Annotated in this window: 6 protein-coding genes; 5 read left to right on the top strand and 1 reads right to left on the bottom strand. The window is 59.0% G+C overall.

Translation table 11 applies throughout. From position 1 onward, the window contains the following. Window positions 1-129: 129 nt before the first annotated feature. Window positions 130-411, bottom strand: coding sequence for a hypothetical protein (locus KUV86_RS01165; RefSeq protein WP_206939306.1), 282 nt, complete (start codon window positions 409-411; stop codon window positions 130-132). A gap of 389 nt (window positions 412-800) precedes the next feature. Here KUV86_RS01165 and KUV86_RS01160 point away from each other — a divergent pair, with 389 nt between their 5' ends. From KUV86_RS01160 to KUV86_RS01140, 5 genes are all read left to right on the top strand, one after another. Next, complete coding sequence (locus tag KUV86_RS01160) at window positions 801-2,744, top strand: TolC family outer membrane protein (RefSeq protein WP_224907629.1); 1,944 nt, start codon at window positions 801-803, stop codon at window positions 2,742-2,744. A 183-nt stretch (window positions 2,745-2,927) separates the two neighbouring features. Beyond that, entirely contained in the window at window positions 2,928-5,117 is a 2,190-nt protein-coding gene (locus KUV86_RS01155) for a type I secretion system permease/ATPase (protein WP_222163756.1), read from the top strand. Then, the gene (locus tag KUV86_RS01150; RefSeq protein ID WP_222163757.1) at window positions 5,117-6,535 is read left to right on the top strand and encodes an HlyD family type I secretion periplasmic adaptor subunit; all 1,419 of its coding nucleotides are present in this window, start codon (window positions 5,117-5,119) and stop codon (window positions 6,533-6,535) included. Before KUV86_RS01155 ends, KUV86_RS01150 begins: the two co-directional genes overlap by 1 nt. Beyond that, on the top strand, window positions 6,535-7,134 hold the full coding sequence (locus KUV86_RS01145) for a response regulator transcription factor (RefSeq protein ID WP_222163758.1): 600 nt from the start codon (window positions 6,535-6,537) through the stop codon (window positions 7,132-7,134). Before KUV86_RS01150 ends, KUV86_RS01145 begins: the two co-directional genes overlap by 1 nt. 388 nt (window positions 7,135-7,522) lie before the next feature. Further along, the gene (locus KUV86_RS01140; RefSeq protein ID WP_222483315.1) at window positions 7,523-17,794 is read left to right on the top strand and encodes a retention module-containing protein; all 10,272 of its coding nucleotides are present in this window, start codon (window positions 7,523-7,525) and stop codon (window positions 17,792-17,794) included. The last annotated feature ends 53 nt before the right edge of the window (window positions 17,795-17,847 follow it).

Here is a 17,847-nt window from a genome sequence, read left to right as displayed (position 1 = left end):
GAAGTTCGGTACGTGAGTGTAAGAATGGTAATAGTGATCTGGATCAATATTTGCGTGGATAGTGGAAAAAAACGCTGACCACCAGAGGGGGAGGTCAGCGATGGTGACTGCTATGCCGTAATGTGTCTGTCAATACAGCGCTTTTTCTTCTTGCACTACCTCTTTGAGGAGTTCGAGGAACAGGCGATCGGCCTCGGAGTGCTCGTCAGCGCTGTCAGGAATGTGAATGCTGGTGGTATCAGAGATTTCGTTGGCGATGTCTGCCATGACGCCGCTGTCACTGCCTTTTTCCAGATGACGCCGTGCGATCTCCAGGGAGGTTTCCAGGATCTTGGGGTCCTGCAGCAGTTTCTTGATGAACCCCGTCAATTCATTGATGACGCGGGTTTTTTGGATTTCGGATGAGGCCATCGGAGACTCCTGAAATGGGTACGTGATGCAGGCTTCTACGATAGCATGTTTGCGTCAGGGAGCGGGATTGGCGACGTTTAGGTGCATCTCATTTGTCTTTGTCAAGCATTCAATCGCCCTTGGGATGAGTGTTTGCGACTTTCGGTGTTACAGAATGTGATCGTTTGTGCGAGTATTGTATCGGGTGATGGGGTGGGGCGAGCGCCAACAAGGGTTGCTGGACGCTTGGCGTCCAAGGAAAAAAAGCTGGCCACCCATACCGGGGATAATGAATCTGGTAGCGCCGAGGCAGCATGACGGGTTCAACGGTGAATTGGGTTGTTGAGCTAGTTCGTTGGTACTAGATTCACTTGTACTGGCTGCGGCCATTGATAATTAAGGGAACACAGATGAACAGTTACAGCCGAGAAGCTCGCTCCGCTCTGTTGCGGCCTTTGGTGCGAGCCATTGCGCTGACCACGTCAGCGATGATGGTGGCGCCTGTTGTACTGGCGCAGGATGCACAGTCATTGCCAGCAGGTACGTCTTCACCGGGCGCTGCGACGTTGCGCGATGTGGTGGAGCAAACGATCAATACCAATCCTGAGGTACTGGCAGCATGGAATGGCTTCCAGGCCGCGGGACACGACGAGCGAGTCGCCTTCGGTGGCTATCTGCCTCAGATCGACGTCAATGCTGGCGTTGGCCTTGAAGACCGGCAGAACGACCAGCAGGGGAGCTACGACACTGATTACGTCGAGATGACGCTGAATCAGATGATTTATGACGGCTTCGCCACGGCCAGTGAGGTGGAACGCCTCAGTCGTGCTGAGCTGGTGCGTTACTACGAACTGCTGGGCGCGAGTCAGGACGCCGCACTTGACGCAACTAATGCCTATCTTGACGTGCAGCGCTACCGCCGTCTGGTCGGACTGGCCCAGGATAACTACCAGAAGCACCTGGAAGTGTACCAGCAGATTGAAGCGAGGGCGCTATCCGGTGCCGGTCGCCGCGTTGACCTGGAGCAGATCAGCGGTCGCTTGGCGCTTGCCGAGTCCAACTTGATCACCGAGGCGTCGAACCTGCACGACGTGTCTGCACGCTTCCAGCGGCTGGTGGGCGAGCTTCCTCCGGAGTCTCTGGCCCCGGCGCCCACCTTCGCCGAGCTGCTCCCGGCTGATGTTGCCCAGGCGCTGCAGCTGGCCTATGACGGCAACCCCGATTTCCACGCGGCCATCGAGAACATTGAGGCTTCCAGGGCCGAGCGTGAAGGCACCAAGGCACCGTTCCATCCTCGGCTGGACCTGGTGGGCCGCACTGGCACCTATAAAGGTAGCGATACGGACGGCGACTTTATCTCTGACAATGAGCATGAAGACCGTCACAGCATCGAGCTGGTAGGTAGCATCAACCTCTATCGTGGTGGCAGTGATCTGGCGTCGTTCCGTGCCGCCAGCGACCGCGTTGAACAGGCTATCAATCTGCGTGACAAGGCCTGTGTGGACATTCGCCAGACGACAACGATCGCGTTCAACGACACCCGCCGTCTGCGTGACCAGCTGGCTTACCTGAACGAGCACCGTCAGACCACTGACCGCGTGCGTGGCGCTTACAAGCAACAGTTCGACATTGGTCAGCGCTCGCTGCTCGACCTGCTGGATATCGAAAACGAATATTTCGAGGCAAGTCGTGCTTACGTGAACGCCCAGTTCGATGTGGCGCTGGCGGATGCGCGTACGCTGCGAGCCACCGGCGAGCTGCTCGAAGTACTCGAGGTTCGCAAGGATGGACTGCCTACCCTGGCCGACCTGGACAGCAACGGCGTTGCGGTGACTCCCGATATCGTGTGCCCCGCGGTGGGACCGCGTGCCTATACCATCGATGAGCTGACCGGTACGACTCGTGCGCCAGATGTTGTGATGTCTGCCGATGCGCTGTTCGAAGTCAACAGCTATGTGCTCAGCGAGCGAGCCCGTCGCGAGCTGGGGCAGCTGGCTGCGCAGCTACGCGAGCGCAACGATCTGGTGCGTATCTTTGTTGCCGGGCACGCTGACAGTACCGGCAATGACGGAATCAACGATCCGCTGTCGCGTAATCGTGCCGCTGCCGTGGGCGACTACCTGATCAGCGAAGGGGTGAACCCTTCACTGATCCAGACGCAGGGTTTCGGCTCTCACCGCCCGGTACAGTCAAACGATACGGTTGAGGGGCGGCGTCAAAATCGACGTGTGGAAATCACCCTTGAGCGCAGCGGCGAGAACCTGGACCTAGGTTCCATTCATTCTGCAGCGGGCAACGATATGGTGTCTCTTGCCTGGGCGAAAGACCATCGTGCAGGTAGCGTAGAGGGCTGATACGGGTTGCGGTGAGCGCGCGGGTGTCATTGTCGTGTTCACCGCTTGGATGTAGAACGCCGTTGGGTGCTGATTCGTTGTTGGTGCTCGGCACAGGGATGATGTGCGTTGCGTGCCTGCTCGACGGCAGGCACGCTACGTTTCAGTTATCGGCAATGCTATCGGCCTACAGAAGAGGTACATGTGGACGATTCTCGAGTCGCAGCGGATGCTGCACCGTCTGAACCGGAAACGCAGGAAGGGAGTGGTTCCCCCGTCAAGGATGAACTTCTGGAAGTGCTGCTGGCGGTAGCTCATTACCATGACCACGACGTCAACGCAGATTCGTTGACCGCTGGTCTGCCCCTGGAAGACGGGGCCCTGACGCCAGGGATCTTTCCCAGGGCCGCAGAACGTGCCGGCCTGACGGCGAGAATTATCAAGAGCCGCCTTGTGCAATTGAATCCGGCACTATTTCCGGTGGTCTTGTTGCTCGAGCCCGGGCGTGCCTGCGCTCTGGTTGATATGAATGTGAAGGCGCGCACGGCAACGGTCGTGTACCCCGAGCTGGGCCAGTCCGCCGTCGAGATCGGCCTGGATGAGCTGCACGAGCGCTACAGCGGGACGGCCATCTATGTTCGCCCCAGATTCCGCTTTGACGCTCGCACCAAGGACGTCAACGAAAAGCGTTCGGGGCACTGGTTCTGGGGCGTCATCAAGGAGAATCGTCGCCTTTACAGGGATGTCATCCTGGGTTCCATCGCCATTAACATCTTTGCGCTGGCGATGCCGCTGTTTGTGCTCAACGTTTATGACCGTGTGGTGCCAAACCATGCCACCGAAACGCTGTGGGTGCTGTCGGTTGGCGTACTGATCGTGCTGGCGTTTGATCTGACGCTCCGCTTGATGCGGTCGAGCTTTGTTGACCTGGCGGCGAGCAGGGCCGATGTAAAGCTATCATCCCGTATCATGGCACGGGTGATGGGTATGCGCATGGAGGCGAAGCCGGCTTCCACGGGGTCCTTCGTGGCCATGTTGCAGTCCTTCGAGTCCGTGAGAAGCTTTATCGGGTCTGCCACTGTCATCGCCATGGTCGATCTGCCGTTTGTGATCATGTTTATTGCGATCATCGGTCTTATCGGCCCGGCGCTGGTCATCCCCATTGTTGCCGGGGTGATCTTTATTCTGCTGTACGCCCTTGGTGCTCAGGGCAAGCTACATGACCTTTCTGACACCACGCTCAAGGTCGGCGCTCAGCGCAATGCCACCCTGGTTGAGTCGGTATCCCAGCTGGAGACCGTCAAGTCGCTGCGCGGCGAAAGCCGGATTCAGGGGCAGTGGGAGCAGGCCAGTGCGTTTCTGTCTCGTACAGGCGCACAGCTGAAGTTTCTGGGAACATCGGTGACCAGCATTGCCCAGTGGACGCAGAACACGGTCGGCATTTGCGTCATCTTGATCGGCGTGTACCTGATCATCGAGGGCGATCTGTCCCAGGGCGGCCTTATCGCCGCCTACATGCTGTCGTCGCGGGCTCTGGCTCCGGTCAGTCAGGCAGCAGCGCTGCTGGCTCAGTACCACCAGTCTGCCACGGCGCTCGAATCGCTGGATCGTGTGATGGAGATGCCGGTCGAGCGCGAGGACAAGAGTTATATCGATCGGCCTGCCGTCAAGGGGCTGGTGAAGTTTGACAAGGTGACCTTTCGCTATCCCCAGGCCGAGAATGACAGTCTGCGCGACATCAGTCTGTCGATCGCTCCGGGCCAGAAAGTCGCGTTGCTGGGGCGCGTAGGCTGTGGCAAGACCACGCTGCAGAAGCTGTTGCTGGGGTTGTACCAACCAACGGCGGGGTCGGTGCTGATCGACGACGTTGATATTCGCCAGCTGGATCCTCTTCAGCTCAGACGGCATATCGGCTATGTCCCGCAGGACGTGCGTCTGTTCTTTGGTTCATTGAAGGAAAATATCGTTGCAGGCGCCGGTAGCGAGGGCGTCGACGACGACCTGCTGCTCAAGGCGATTCGGATCAGTGGCCTGGACAGCCTGGTCAGCACGCACCCCCAAGGGGTGGAGCTGCAGGTCGGAGAAGGTGGCCAGATGCTCTCGGGGGGGCAAAAGCAGGCCGTGGCGATTGCACGGGCTATCGTGCACGACCCCTCGATTCTCCTGCTTGATGAACCGACGAGTGCCATGGACCATGCCAGCGAGGAGGCGTTCAAGCGCAACCTCAAGGAGTTCGCAAGTGGCAAGACCCTGATGGTCGTGACGCATCGTACCTCGCTGCTGTCGCTGGTGGATCGAATCGTGGTTATTGATTCCGGTAAGGTCGTGGCGGATGGAGAGCGTGACAGCGTCATGGATGCGTTGCGCAAGGGCCAGATCGGGAGGGCCAGCTGATGTCTGCCAAGAGCGCTGAGCAGAAAGGATTCGAAGGCGTCGGTCGGGTGTCTCGCTCGGGAGGAAAAGTCTTTCGTCCCTTTATCGACCGTCTGTTTGCCCGTCGGGTCAGTGCCTCGCACTTGAATCGCGATTGGGCCAGCGACGCTGACTGGGCGCGCATGCAGCAGGACCCGCTGCGGGCGCGGCTAATGCTGTATATGGTCGTGGTGGCGATCATCTGCGTGGTGGTATGGGCGTGTTTTGCTCCAATCGACGAGGTGACTCGGGGTAGCGGCAGGGTCATACCCTCCAGTCAGTTGCAGCGAGTTCAGAGCTTCGACGGCGGCGTGGTTCAGGAAATTCAAGTGGCCGAGGGTGACTTCGTGGAGGCCGGTGATCTGTTGATGCGCATCGACCCCACCCGATTCCTCTCCAATTTCAATGAGAACCGTGCCAAGGCCGAAACCCTGCAGGCCAAGGCGGAGCGTCTGCGAGCGCTGGCTACAGGGTCTTCTTTTGATCCTTCGGAGGAGTTGATTGAACAGGCGCCTAACATCGTCTCGAGGGAGCGGGAGCTGTACCAGAGCAGTCTGGAGACACTGGACGAGCAGAAGCAGATTCTGCAGCAGCGCTTGGAGCAGCGCAGGGCAGAACTGAATGAGGCGGCGGCACGCCGCAACGCCGCTAGTCGGGAGCTCAACCTGGCCAGCCAGGAGCTCAATATGACCCGTCCACTGCTGTCGAGCGGCGCGGTATCCGAGGTAGAGGTGCTGAGATTGCAGCGCGAAGTCTCCCGTGCGAGCGGTGAACGCAATCAGGCTGCGGCACAGGTGTCTCGACTCGAGGCCGCTATTGTGGAGGCGCAGGGCGAGCTGCGGGAAGTGGATGCCAAGGCGCGGACGGAATGGCGCCAGGAGCTCTCGGCGACCTTGGGCGAGCTTTCTGCGCTGAATGAATCCAGTGAGGGCCTGCAGGACCGTGTCCGCCTGTCCGAGATTCGTTCACCGGTGGACGGTGTCGTGCAGCGTCTTGCGATTAACACCATCGGCGGGGTCGCCCAGCCTGGCCAGGAAGTGGTGGACATCGTGCCGACCGATGATGCGTTGGTGGTCGAAGCCAAGATTGCGCCTCAGGATATTGCCTTCCTGCGGCCAGGACTGCCGGCGACCATCAAGCTGACAGCCTATGACTTCTCGATATACGGGGGGTTGGACGCAGAACTTGAGCACATTAGCGCCGACACCACGACGGACGAGGAAGGCAATACCTACTATCGAGTTCGTGTTCGCACTCAGGATGAAGAGGCGGCGAGTGAGGTGGAGGTTATCCCGGGCATGACCGCTCAGGTGGATATCTTGACGGGTAAGCGCACCGTCATGCAGTTCTTGCTGAAGCCGGTGCTGCGGGCGTGGGGTAACGCGATGGGAGAGCGGTGATGACGCGATACTTGGTCTATCAAGGAAGTAGTGAGGTGCCGCGTTGGAGCGATACCTTCAGTGATCTGGAGGTCGTGGCGCCCCATAGTGTATTGGATTATGCGACCAAGGGAGATGTCGCCTGGATCGTTGTCGAGGCCGGTGACTGGACGGGACTTTGCTCTCGCCTGACGGCCAAGGGAGTGTTGGTGGCGGTACTGTCGTTCAATCCTTACTCCGCAGAGGCCTATCAGGCCTTCAACGCCGGTGCCAGGGGCTATGTGCACGCGCTGTCCACACCAGAAGTGCTGCGGCAGGTTGATATCGTGGTCCGTCACCGTGGAATTTGGTTATGGCCTGAACTGATGGATAGCCTGGTCGGAGGGGTGTTCAAAGCGATGGGCGGGGCTCCAGCAGTTCATCAAGATGTGCTGGAAGGGCTTACTGAACGCGAGAAGGATGTAGCCCTGGCGGTGGCTGAAGGTCAGAGCAATAAGTTGGTGGCTAGAGAGCTCGGCATCACCGAGCGGACGGTAAAGGCCCATCTTGGTGCCGTTTTCCGTAAGCTTGGGGTCAAGGACCGCATGCAGTTGATTTTGAGGATGTCCCGAGACCGTTGAACTCACGCCTGTGAGATTTCCATGAGGCCCGAAGACCGCGAGGTGTTCGGGCTTTTCTTTGCGATAGTGTAAATATTGCTGCAGCAACGCCTTCCGTAAAAGCGGTTCCAGTCACCACTAAGTTTGACAATCCGGCAGCCATTAATACAAGTGTTTTACACGCTTTAATGAGCGTCGCTGTTCGCTATTGAGCGATGCGTTATTAGCTATCTTACAGCTATTTTATTTCGCCTTCGTTATGTGGCTGATGGACTACCAATTGTGCTTGAAGAGCTTTCTGGTGTCGTATTTGCCTGCCACTGACCATCTAGACACTACCGTCACAAAGCCGCGCGCCCTAGTTTGCTCCTTGAATGACTAATCAACAGCAAGACGCAGGGTAGAAACCATGAATATCACTTCTGTTGAAGGTACGGTCTGGATTATCGATGTGACCGGGGAGCGTACACTCGCACGGTCGGGGGACACCCTGTTGCCGGGCCAACGGCTCATGGCCGGGGAAAATGGACATGCGACAGTGACGAGTCCAGATGGCCAGGGGTCTCTGGACCTGGCGGCAGGTCAGTCGCTGGAGTTTCCGCAGAATGCGGCAGGAGAAGACCTGGTCGTCGAGTTTGATGAAATCCTCCGCTCGCAGGTATCCGCCGACCTTGCCCAGGAAAGCGTCCTCGGTGACAGCCAGCTTGAGGCCTTGCTGACGGCACTGGATGCTGGCGAGGATCCCTTCGATGTCCTTGAAGATCCTGCCGCAGGGCTGGGCGGCGGAGCGGGAGCGAACAACGGGCATTCCTTCGTCCGTTTGCTACGCATCCTCGAGCAGGTATCTCCCCTGGCATACGACTACGGCCTCAACAGTGGTGATAATCAGGAATTCCCTTTGTTTGTCGGGGATATCGTTGACGGCGATACAGATGAAATTCCTGACAATGGGGTGGCGTTGGGTGGTCTGGATGGAGGGCCCGACGGAAGCGGACTGGGTGATGGGCTTGAAGGCACCGACGGCTTGCCGCCTGGCATCGATAGTGCCGAGTTGCTGGTGCGTGAGTCGGGATTGACGGGCGGCAGCGATTCGTCCAGTGGTACTGCCCAGCAGGCCAGCAGCTTCACCTTCAGCAGTGTGGATGGGTTGGGTACGCTTGTGGTCGCCGATGTGACCCTGACTCTAGCGGACTTGCTGGCTTTATCGTCTGGGCCTCAGGCCATCGAGACTCCCCATGGTGTTCTCTGGTTGGACGGATTTGCGGGTGATGCAACAGGCGGAACCGTCTTCTATCACTACGAGTTGTTGACAGCGGTGGACAACGATAGCGCGCCAGGGGCGACCGATGCTGGTCTGATCGAGAGTTTTGTGGTCACGGTCACGGACGCGGATGGAGATACCACCTCAGCAAGTCTGGACGTGCTGATCCTCGATGATGTGCCTGACGTTAGCGTGACAGGCCCCGCCATCGTATCGGAAGGTGACGAGGTTTCAGGGGTCTGGCAAGAGGTAGAAGGCGCCGATGCCATCGTATCGACACAGGTGGTGGTGGCGGGAGTCGACGGTACCTTTGCGCTGGGTGATGAGATTTCCCTCCCGGATGGCGTGCTTGTCGTTAATGCCGACGGCACCTGGACGTTTACGGCCACGGGGGGGCGTGATCAGACGCTTGAGCGCGCCGTGGAATTCTCGATCGTGGCAACGGATGGTGATGGTGATCAGGCCGTGGCAGACCACCGTATCGTGATTCAGGACGCCGCGGTGCCGACCACGCCTGGCGATGGCGGGGATCCTGCATCGGCCCCTGGAGAAGTGGTGCTTGATGAAGAAGGTCTGCCTGGTGGCGTGATCGGTGGTCCTGGGGACGTCGCCGGGGAAGTCGTCAGTGTCAGTGGACAGCTGGGATACGACTTCGGCGAGGATGGGCCCGCCGCCGGTGGTGGCTTCACATGGTCACTGGAGGGGGTGCCCCAGCTGACGTCACAAGGCGAGCCATTGATCTATCGGCTGGATAGTGACGGCCAAGTGCTGCTGGCGGAGACGCCGAATGGCGAAGAAGTGCTGCGCGTTGCGGTGACAGATGTGGCGAGCGGTACTTTTGAGGTGGTCCTGTCGGGACCACTGGACCATCCGCTCGGCGACACAGAGGACGATATCGTCCTGGCGGTGGGGTATACCGTTACTGACATCGATGGCAGCACCGCAGACGGACAGCTGGATCTGCGTCTGGACGATGATTCACCTGTCGTGAATGTCGCGGTTGATGAAGGCGCGACGGTGGTGGATGGTCAGGTGCTTGCCAGTGAAGGCGAGACCGTCACCGGTTCATGGTCGATTGAGCCGGGCGCCGACGGCGTTGGTGTGATCGAGGTGATGGTCAATGATACGCCGCTGACGTTTATCAGCCTGCCGAATACCAGCGATGAAGTGACGGTAGCGCTGCCCCAAGGTGATCTCACCCTGCGAGGCGATGGCAGCTGGTCCTTTACCGCTGCCACGGGGCTCGACAACTCCCAGGAGCAGGCCGTCAATGTGGTGCTGCGGGTCACCGATGGTGATGGCGACGTCAGCGAAGTCGATATCAGCGCGTCGATTCTCGACGCGTCGACACCGACCACGCCGACTGACGGTGGCGATCCTGGCGCTGGGCCTGGTGAAGTGGTGCTTGATGAAGATGGTCTTGCGGGTGGCAATGCTGGCGGCGTGGGAGATGTCGCTGGCGAGCCCATTCGGGTCAGTGGGCAACTGGGTTATGACTTTGGTGATGACGGCCCCGCTGCCACCGGCGCTTTCGCTTGGTCGTTGAGCGGGCTGCCTGCATTGACGTCGATGGGCCAGGAGTTGGTGTATCGCCTGGCCGATGACGGCCAATTGCTTGTGGCTGCCACCGATGCAGGAGTTGAGGTACTGCGTGTGGCGTTGACGGACCTGACAAGCGGGGCCTTTGAGGTGCTCCTCTCCGGCCCCCTGGATCATCCGCAAAACTCTGCGGAAGACGATCTGTCCATGCGCCTCGGCTACACCTTGACCGACATCGATGGCAGTCAGGCAACGGGTGGCCTGGATATCCGTATCGACGACGACACACCGGTCGCGACGGTCGCACCCGAAACTGGCACAACGGTTGTGAACGGCGTGGTGCAGGTAATAGAGGGTGAGGAGGTCTCGGGCATCTGGAGTATCCAGCCTGGTGCCGATGGTCTTGCCAGTATCGAGGTGTTGGTCAATGGCACGCCGTTGCTGTTTGACCGTATTCCCGACGTCAGTGAGCAGGCGAGCCTGACCCTGCCGCAGGGCGAGTTGACCCTGCGAGGTGATGGCAGCTGGGCGTTTACTGCGGCCGAGGGGCTCGATAACTCGGTAGATCAGGTGGTTGACGTGGTGCTACGCGTGACCGATGGCGACGGTGACGTCGTCGAGGTAGATATCAGCGCTGCTGTGCGCGATGCCGCACGCCCAACGACGCCAACGGATGGTGGTGATCCTGACGCTGCACCCGCTGAAGTGGTGTTGGATGAAGACGGCCTGACGGGAGGTATCGCCGGGGGAGCCGGTGACGTAGCGGGGGAGACCACCTCGGTGACAGGCCAGCTCGGCTACGACTTTGGTGATGATGGCCCCGCCTCATCCGGCGCTTTTGCCTGGTCGCTGAGCGGCTTGCCGGCGTTGACGTCCATGGGGCAAGCCGTCGCATTTACCTTGTCCAACGACGGCCAGACGCTGGTGGCCGCCACCCAGGCTGGGGACGAGGTGCTACGCGTCACGCTGACAGACTTGGCGGCGGGCGCCTTTGAGGTACGCCTGTCAGCCCCGGTCGATCACCCTGAAAATTCGGTCGAAGATGATGTATCGCTGAGCCTCGCCTATACCCTGACCGATGTGGATGGCAGTCAGGCGACCGGCGGCCTGGACATTCGTATTGACGATGATATGCCGGTGGCAACGGTGGCGCCTGATACGGGTACCACGGTGATAGACGGTGTGATTCAGGCGGACGAGGGTGAAACGGTCACCGGTCAATGGAGCATTCAGCCGGGTGCCGATGGGCTCGGTAGCATCGACGTACTGATCAATGGTTCGCCGCTATCCTTTGACCGTTTACCCGCTACCAGTGATGAGGTTTCGCTGTCGTTGCCCCAGGGTGAGTTGACGCTGAAAGGGGACGGCAGCTGGTCATTTACGGCAGCTGAAGGGCTCGATAACTCTGTTGATCAGACTGTCGATGTGGTGCTGCGAGTGACGGACGCCGATGGCGATGTGGTGGAGATCGACGTCAGCGGTGCCATTAATGATGCTGCGTCTCCCACCACGCCCACTGACGGTGGCGACCCGAATGCGGCACCTGCCGAGGTCGTGCTGGACGAGGATGGGCTGGCGGGTGGCGTAGCGGGCGGTGATGGTGACGTGCCAGGTGCGGCTACGCTGGTGAGTGGGCAGCTAGGCTACGACTTTGGTGACGATGGCCCTGCTGCCAGCGGGGCCTTTGCGTGGTCACTGACAGGGCTGCCGGCGTTGGCATCCCAGGGGCAGGCGCTGACCTATCGGCTGGCCGATGATGGACAGACATTGGTGGCCGCCACCCAGGCGGGAACCGAAGTACTTCGAGTGTCGGTGACGGACCTGGCACTGGGGACCTTTGAGGTCAGCCTGTCGGCTCCCTTGGATCATCCGGAAAACTCGGTCGAGGACGACCTGTCGCTAAGTCTCGGCTATACCCTGACCGACCTTGATGGCAGTCAGGCGACCGGTGGACTGGATATTCGCATTGATGATGACACGCCTGTCGCTTCTGTGGTGGCTGACGACGGTGTGGACGTGGTCGATGGGGTCATCCAGGCGGATGAAGGCGAGACCGTCTCAGGCCAGTGGAGCATTCAGCCGGGTGCGGATGGCCTTGCAGGGATTGAGGTAGTGATCAATGGGTCACCGTTGGCGTTCGATCGCTTGCCTGAGAGTAGTGCCAGCGAAACGCTGTCCTTGCCACAAGGGCAATTGACGTTGAAGGGGGACGGCAGTTGGACGTTCACGGCGGCCACAGAGCTTGATAATGCGGTGGACCAGCTGGTTGATGTCGTGCTTCGGGTCACCGATGGCGATGGCGATGTGACGGAAGTCGATATCTCTGCGCAAGTGCTTGATGCCGCTAGGCCGACGACACCGACTGACGGTGGTGATCCAGCGGATGGTCCCGGCCAGGTAGTAGTGGATGAGGATGGACTGGCAGGCGGTATTGCCGGGGGCGATGGTGATGTCGCTGGAGAAGCCACCCAGATTTCCGGGCAGTTGGGCTATGACTTTGGCGATGATGGCCCTGCCCGGGATGGTGCGTTCACCTGGTCTCTTGATGGGTTGCCGGTGCTCACTTCCTTGGGTGAAGCGGTGGCGTATCGCCTGGCGGATAACGGCCTGACCGTTATTGCCGAGACAGCGTCTGGCGATGAGGTTCTCCGCGTAGCGCTTACCGACATGACGACGGGAGACTTTGAGGTCACGCTGTCCGCCGTTGTCGATCATCCTCAGAACTCGATCGAAGATAGCCTCTCCCTTGCGGTCGGCTATACGTTGACCGATCTGGATGGCAGTACGGCGACGGGAATGCTCGACGTAGTGGTTAATGACGATACTCCCACAGCGTCCGTGACGACGTCCGATGGCACAGAGGTTTCCGGGGCGATTGAGATCGATGAAGGTGCGACCATTTCTGGCCAGTGGGCTATCGCGGGTGGCGCTGATGGCGTCGCAGCCGTCGATGTTGTGGTGAATGGTACGTCCTTGCCGGTCACGGCTCTTCCTGGTCCAGCTGACGAGGAGGTATTGACGTTACCTCAAGGTAACTTGACGCTCAGGGGGGATGGCAGCTGGTCCTTTACCGCGGCCACAGGATTGGATAATTCCACTCCGCAGGAGGTCAATGTCGTATTGAACGTCACCGACAGCGATGGTGATGTGGTGATGATCGACATTGCTGGACAGATTCGCGATGTGGCTACGCCGACAACGCCGACTGATGGGGGCGACCCTGAAGCGGCTCCCGCCGAGGTGGTCCTGGATGAGGATGGCTTGGTCGGTGGCATCGCTGGTGGTGATGGCGATGTGTCGGGTGAAGCGACGTTGGTCAGCGGCCTGCTCGGGTACGATTTTGGTGATGACGGCCCAGCAACCAGCGGAGCCTTTAGCTGGTCAGTGAGCGGTCTGCCGGAGCTGATGTCTGGCGGCGAAACCCTGGCCTACCGTCTGGATGATGATGGCCAGACGTTGTTCGGGGAATTGCCCAGTGGCGATGCAATCTTGCGCGTCGCGCTGACGGATGTGGCCACAGGAGCCTTCGAGGTCACCCTATCTGGTCCTCTGGACCACCCTGAAACATCGACCGAGGATGATCTGGCCTTTACGGTGAACTACACCGTGACCGATATCGATGGCAGTACCGCGGATGGGCAGCTGGATATTCGTGTTGACGACGATACGCCGGTCGCGTCGGTGACGCCGGGCGCCGGCACGACAGTAGATAATGGCGTCATTCAGACTGAAGAAGGCGACACTGTCACCGGTGTCTGGTCCATCCAGCCGGGTAGTGATGGTCTCGGCGCTATCGAACTGATGGTCAACGGCTCACTGCTCACCGGGGTCACCCTGCCAGGGCCTGGTGAGTCCACGACATTGACCTTGGAGCAGGGTGAACTCACCGTCAATGGTGACGGAGGATGGTCGTTCACCGCCGCGAAGGGGCTCGATAACTCGCTGGATCAGCGTATTGATGTCGTTCTGCGGGTCATCGATGGTGACGGTGATGTGGTGGAAGTCGATATCAGCGCTGACATAGGTGACGCGGTGGCACCGACGACACCTACGGACGGTGGAGACCCAGATGCGGCACCAGCGGAAGTGGTGCTGGATGAGGAGGGGCTTCCCGGCGGCATCGCCGGTGGTCCAGAGGATGTGGCGGGAGAGAGTACCCATTCTTCAGGGCTCCTCGGTTACGACTTTGGTGAGGATGGCCCGGCCACCAGCGGTGCCTTCACCTGGTCACTGTCGGATTTGCCGTCACTGACCTCGGGGGGGCAGGCATTGACCTACCGCCTTGCCGACGGCGGACAGACATTGGTTGCAGAGACCTCTGCGGGAGAGGTGGTTCTCAGTGTTGCATTGACAGACCTTGCCACGGGTGCCTTTGAGGTCACGCTGACAGGCCCGCTGGATCATTCGTTGAGTTCGGTGGAGGATGATCTTGTCTTTACGGTGGGCTACACGCTCACGGATCTGGATGGTAGTACGGCAACCGGCGAGCTCGATCTGCGTATTGATGATGACTCACCAGTGGCATCGGTCACCCCGGATGACGATGTCTCCGTGGTGGACGACGTGATTCAGATGGCTGAGGGCGGCGCCGTCACAGGTAGCTGGAGCATCGATGCTGGAGCGGATGGTCTTGGTGCCATCGAGGTGGTGATAAACGGTTCACTGTCGACATTTACTCGGCTGCCTGCCAGCGATGAAACGACGACGATCAGCTTGCCCGAAGGCGAACTGGTGATCGCTGGTGATGGCCAGTGGACGTTCACGGCCGCCACAGGCCTGGACAATTCAAGCGATCAGGGGATTGATGTCGTATTGCGGGTGATTGACGGCGATGGCGACGTCACCGAAATCGATATTAGCGCAGATATTGCGGATGCGGCTGCGCCGACGACGCCCACGGATGGAGGCGACCCTGCAGCCGGGCCGGGAGAAGTTGTCCTCGATGAGGATGGCCTGGAGGGGGGCATCGCTGGCGGAGACGGTGATGTACCTGGCAGGGTCACCTTGGTAAGTGGCGTCCTGGGCTACGATTTTGGTGATGATGGCGCGGCCAGCACTGGGGCATTCAGTTGGTCGACCTCGGGGCTTCCTGCGTGGACGTCAGAAGGAGAAGCTCTTAGCTATTCACTGGCCGACGGTGAACTGGTACTCCTGGGCTCAACCGCTTCTGGCAGCGAAGTGTTGCGCATCGCCCTGGTAGATCTGGCGACTGGCGCTTTTGAGGTGACCCTCTCAGGGCCGCTCGATCATCCAGTCAATTCGACGGAGGATGATCTTGCTCTGTCCGTCGGCTATGTTGTGACCGATCTGGATGGCAGCACGGCTAGTGGCGAGCTGGAGGTGCGTATCGACGACGATACTCCAGGGCCTATCGTCGCTGAATCCGGCGTTATCAGTGAAGATACCCGTGGGTCACTGGGCCTGGATGGCGGATATGGAGCAGATGGCTCTGGTGAGTCTATCGGTTTTCAGGAAGGGATCGATGGTACGCCCGTTCTCGATATCCAAGGTAACATCATCCTGTTCAATGGCGACGCCTTAGGCTGGCAGCTGTCTGCTGATGGGAAAGAACTGGTTGCCATCACCAGCGGTGGCGCTATCGGCTTCCGTGTGGTGCTGGATGAGGTCAACGATAGATACCTCTTGCAGACCGAGGATGGGGAGCGCTCATTCTTCACGCGTCTGGCTGTGCCTATCGACGGAGTCGACACGATCACGGGGGGCACTGAGGCTATTCTCGATCTTGGAGACCCCGATCTGGACTCTCAGGTGGTGTACTCCGCCACCAACGGTGTGTCTGTGCTGGATGGTGGTCTGGTCGTGGGAACCGGTCAGATCAACGACGGCGATGTGGTTCGCATTGACATGGTGGAGGGTGCCTCACGTGGCTCTTCCGGTGTCTCTTGGGACAGCGCTATCCGTGTCGGCGCGTTCAGTCAGACGATCTATGTCGATGGGGTTGCCAATGCCCGAGCCACGTTGATTCTGACGGCTGAGGAGTTCACTCCCGGCGGCGGAACCCCCAATGATCTCGCGCTGGGATCCGACGATCTACGGATTTTGGATAGCCGCGGGATTGATGTGTCCAATGAGGTTCGTGTGACAGAGACCGCTGAAGGTCTTAGGGTTGAAGGTATCCAAGGTGGTTGGACCTTTGTGTTGGTTCGTCTCGAGGGCATGCAGTCGGTCACGATCAAGGAGGGCAACGGTGAGCCCTTCCGGTTGGGAGACGTCGAGGTTGTTCGTGGTGCTGCACCTGGCGATGCCTACCTCAATCTGGGGCTAACGGCCACTGATGGTGATGGAGATCAGACGTCTGGTGAGCTGGCGCTGGTCGTGCCAGGCGCAGGTGAATTCGTGGTGGCCAGCAATGCCAACAACACCATTACCACCAGTGGTGGGGATGATGTGGTCATTGCCGATACTGGCGGCTCCTTTGTCATTGTGAACCCTGCGGGAAATTACAACCTGTCTTTCATACTTGATTCCTCAGACAGTATGCTTGAAGAGGTTGAGACATTGCGTCCTGATGGAGCGGGTAACTATACACGTCTGGAACTGTTGCAGGCTGCCATGGTACGCCAGCTTGAGACCCTTGCTGACTTCGAGGGTATCGTCAATCTGCAGTTGATTGACTTCGACGGTCGTGTTCGTAATCCTATGATATTTGAGGATTTTGATCGCGATGATCTGCAAGATGCAGTCAGTTATGTGATGGGGATGCAAGCCTCGGGTACTACGAACTTTGAGGCTGGGCTGCGCGCTGGGACAGGATTTCTGGAAGATATGTCGCTGGTGAATAGTTATGAATCCACTGCCATTTTCGTGACTGACGGGCGTCCAGTGGCGTGGGTGGATGATGACGGCGAAATCGTTATTCCCAGCCCGGTCCAGGAGGGATCCCTTACAGCTATGCAGGAGGCTGTGGATGCCTACAAAGACCTCCTTCAATATGCGGATTCCGTCCACGGGATAGGTATTGGCGAAGGCAGCCTTGTCGACTACATACAGTATTTCGATAGTACCGACGTTTCAGGCGAGGATGTCGAGATCACCCTACTGGATGGCAATACTTTCTCCGGTACGGTTGGTGAAGTGGATATCGTGAATACGGAGGAAGGGCTCAATCTAGCATTGGATACCGGTTCCAGTTTTTCTGGGCTGGAGCCTCTTGGCAACGACCGGGTCTTTGCAGGAGCAGGTGATGACCTCGTCATTGGCGACACGGTGAATTCCGACCAGCTGTCTTGGACAGACGGTAATACCGGAGAGGTCTTCCAGGCCGGTGAGCACGACGGAATGGGGTATCTAGGCCTTTATGAGTTCTTGAAATGGTCCCCGGATCATGGCAACGGTGAACCTCTTAACCAGGATGAGATAAAGCGTTATGTCCTGGATAATGTCGACGACCTGATGAACTTGAGTCGGCAGGATGGTGGTAACGACATTCTGTATGGGCAAGGTGGACACGATGTCTTGATTGGGGCCGCGGGGGAGGATGTCCTTGTCGGAGGCCGGGGCGACGATGTGATGGTGGGCGGCTTGGGGCAGGACAGTTTCGTGTGGGAGGAGGGTGACATTGTCCCCGATGTTCCCGAAGTGGACCGTATCGAAGACTTCGTGCTTGGCTCGGGTGACGAGGCCGATAGCCTTGATCTAAGTGGCATTCTAAGCGATGGTGCGGCAGCGGACATTTCGAGCTACCTTGTCGCCATTAACGAAGGAGATACGCTTGTCCTGAAGGTGAAGTCTGATGGTGGCATTGACGCTTCGGGCAGTAATGCCGACCTGACGATTGAGCTGGCAGGACTGGGTGGAAGCGGCTCCGGTGCAGATGTCCTTCAGCAGATGCTGGACGATGGGCAGTTGATTGTCGACTGATCGTCACTAGCTAGTCAGCGTTAAGTAAATAAGGGCCTGATATCGATCAGGCC

Source organism: Halomonas sp. DP8Y7-3 (genome assembly GCF_019801675.1).
Classification (GTDB): Bacteria; Pseudomonadota; Gammaproteobacteria; order Pseudomonadales; family Halomonadaceae; genus Halomonas; species Halomonas litopenaei_A.
Note: the sequence above shows the minus strand (reverse complement) of the source record. Positions and strands in the feature narration are given on the sequence as shown.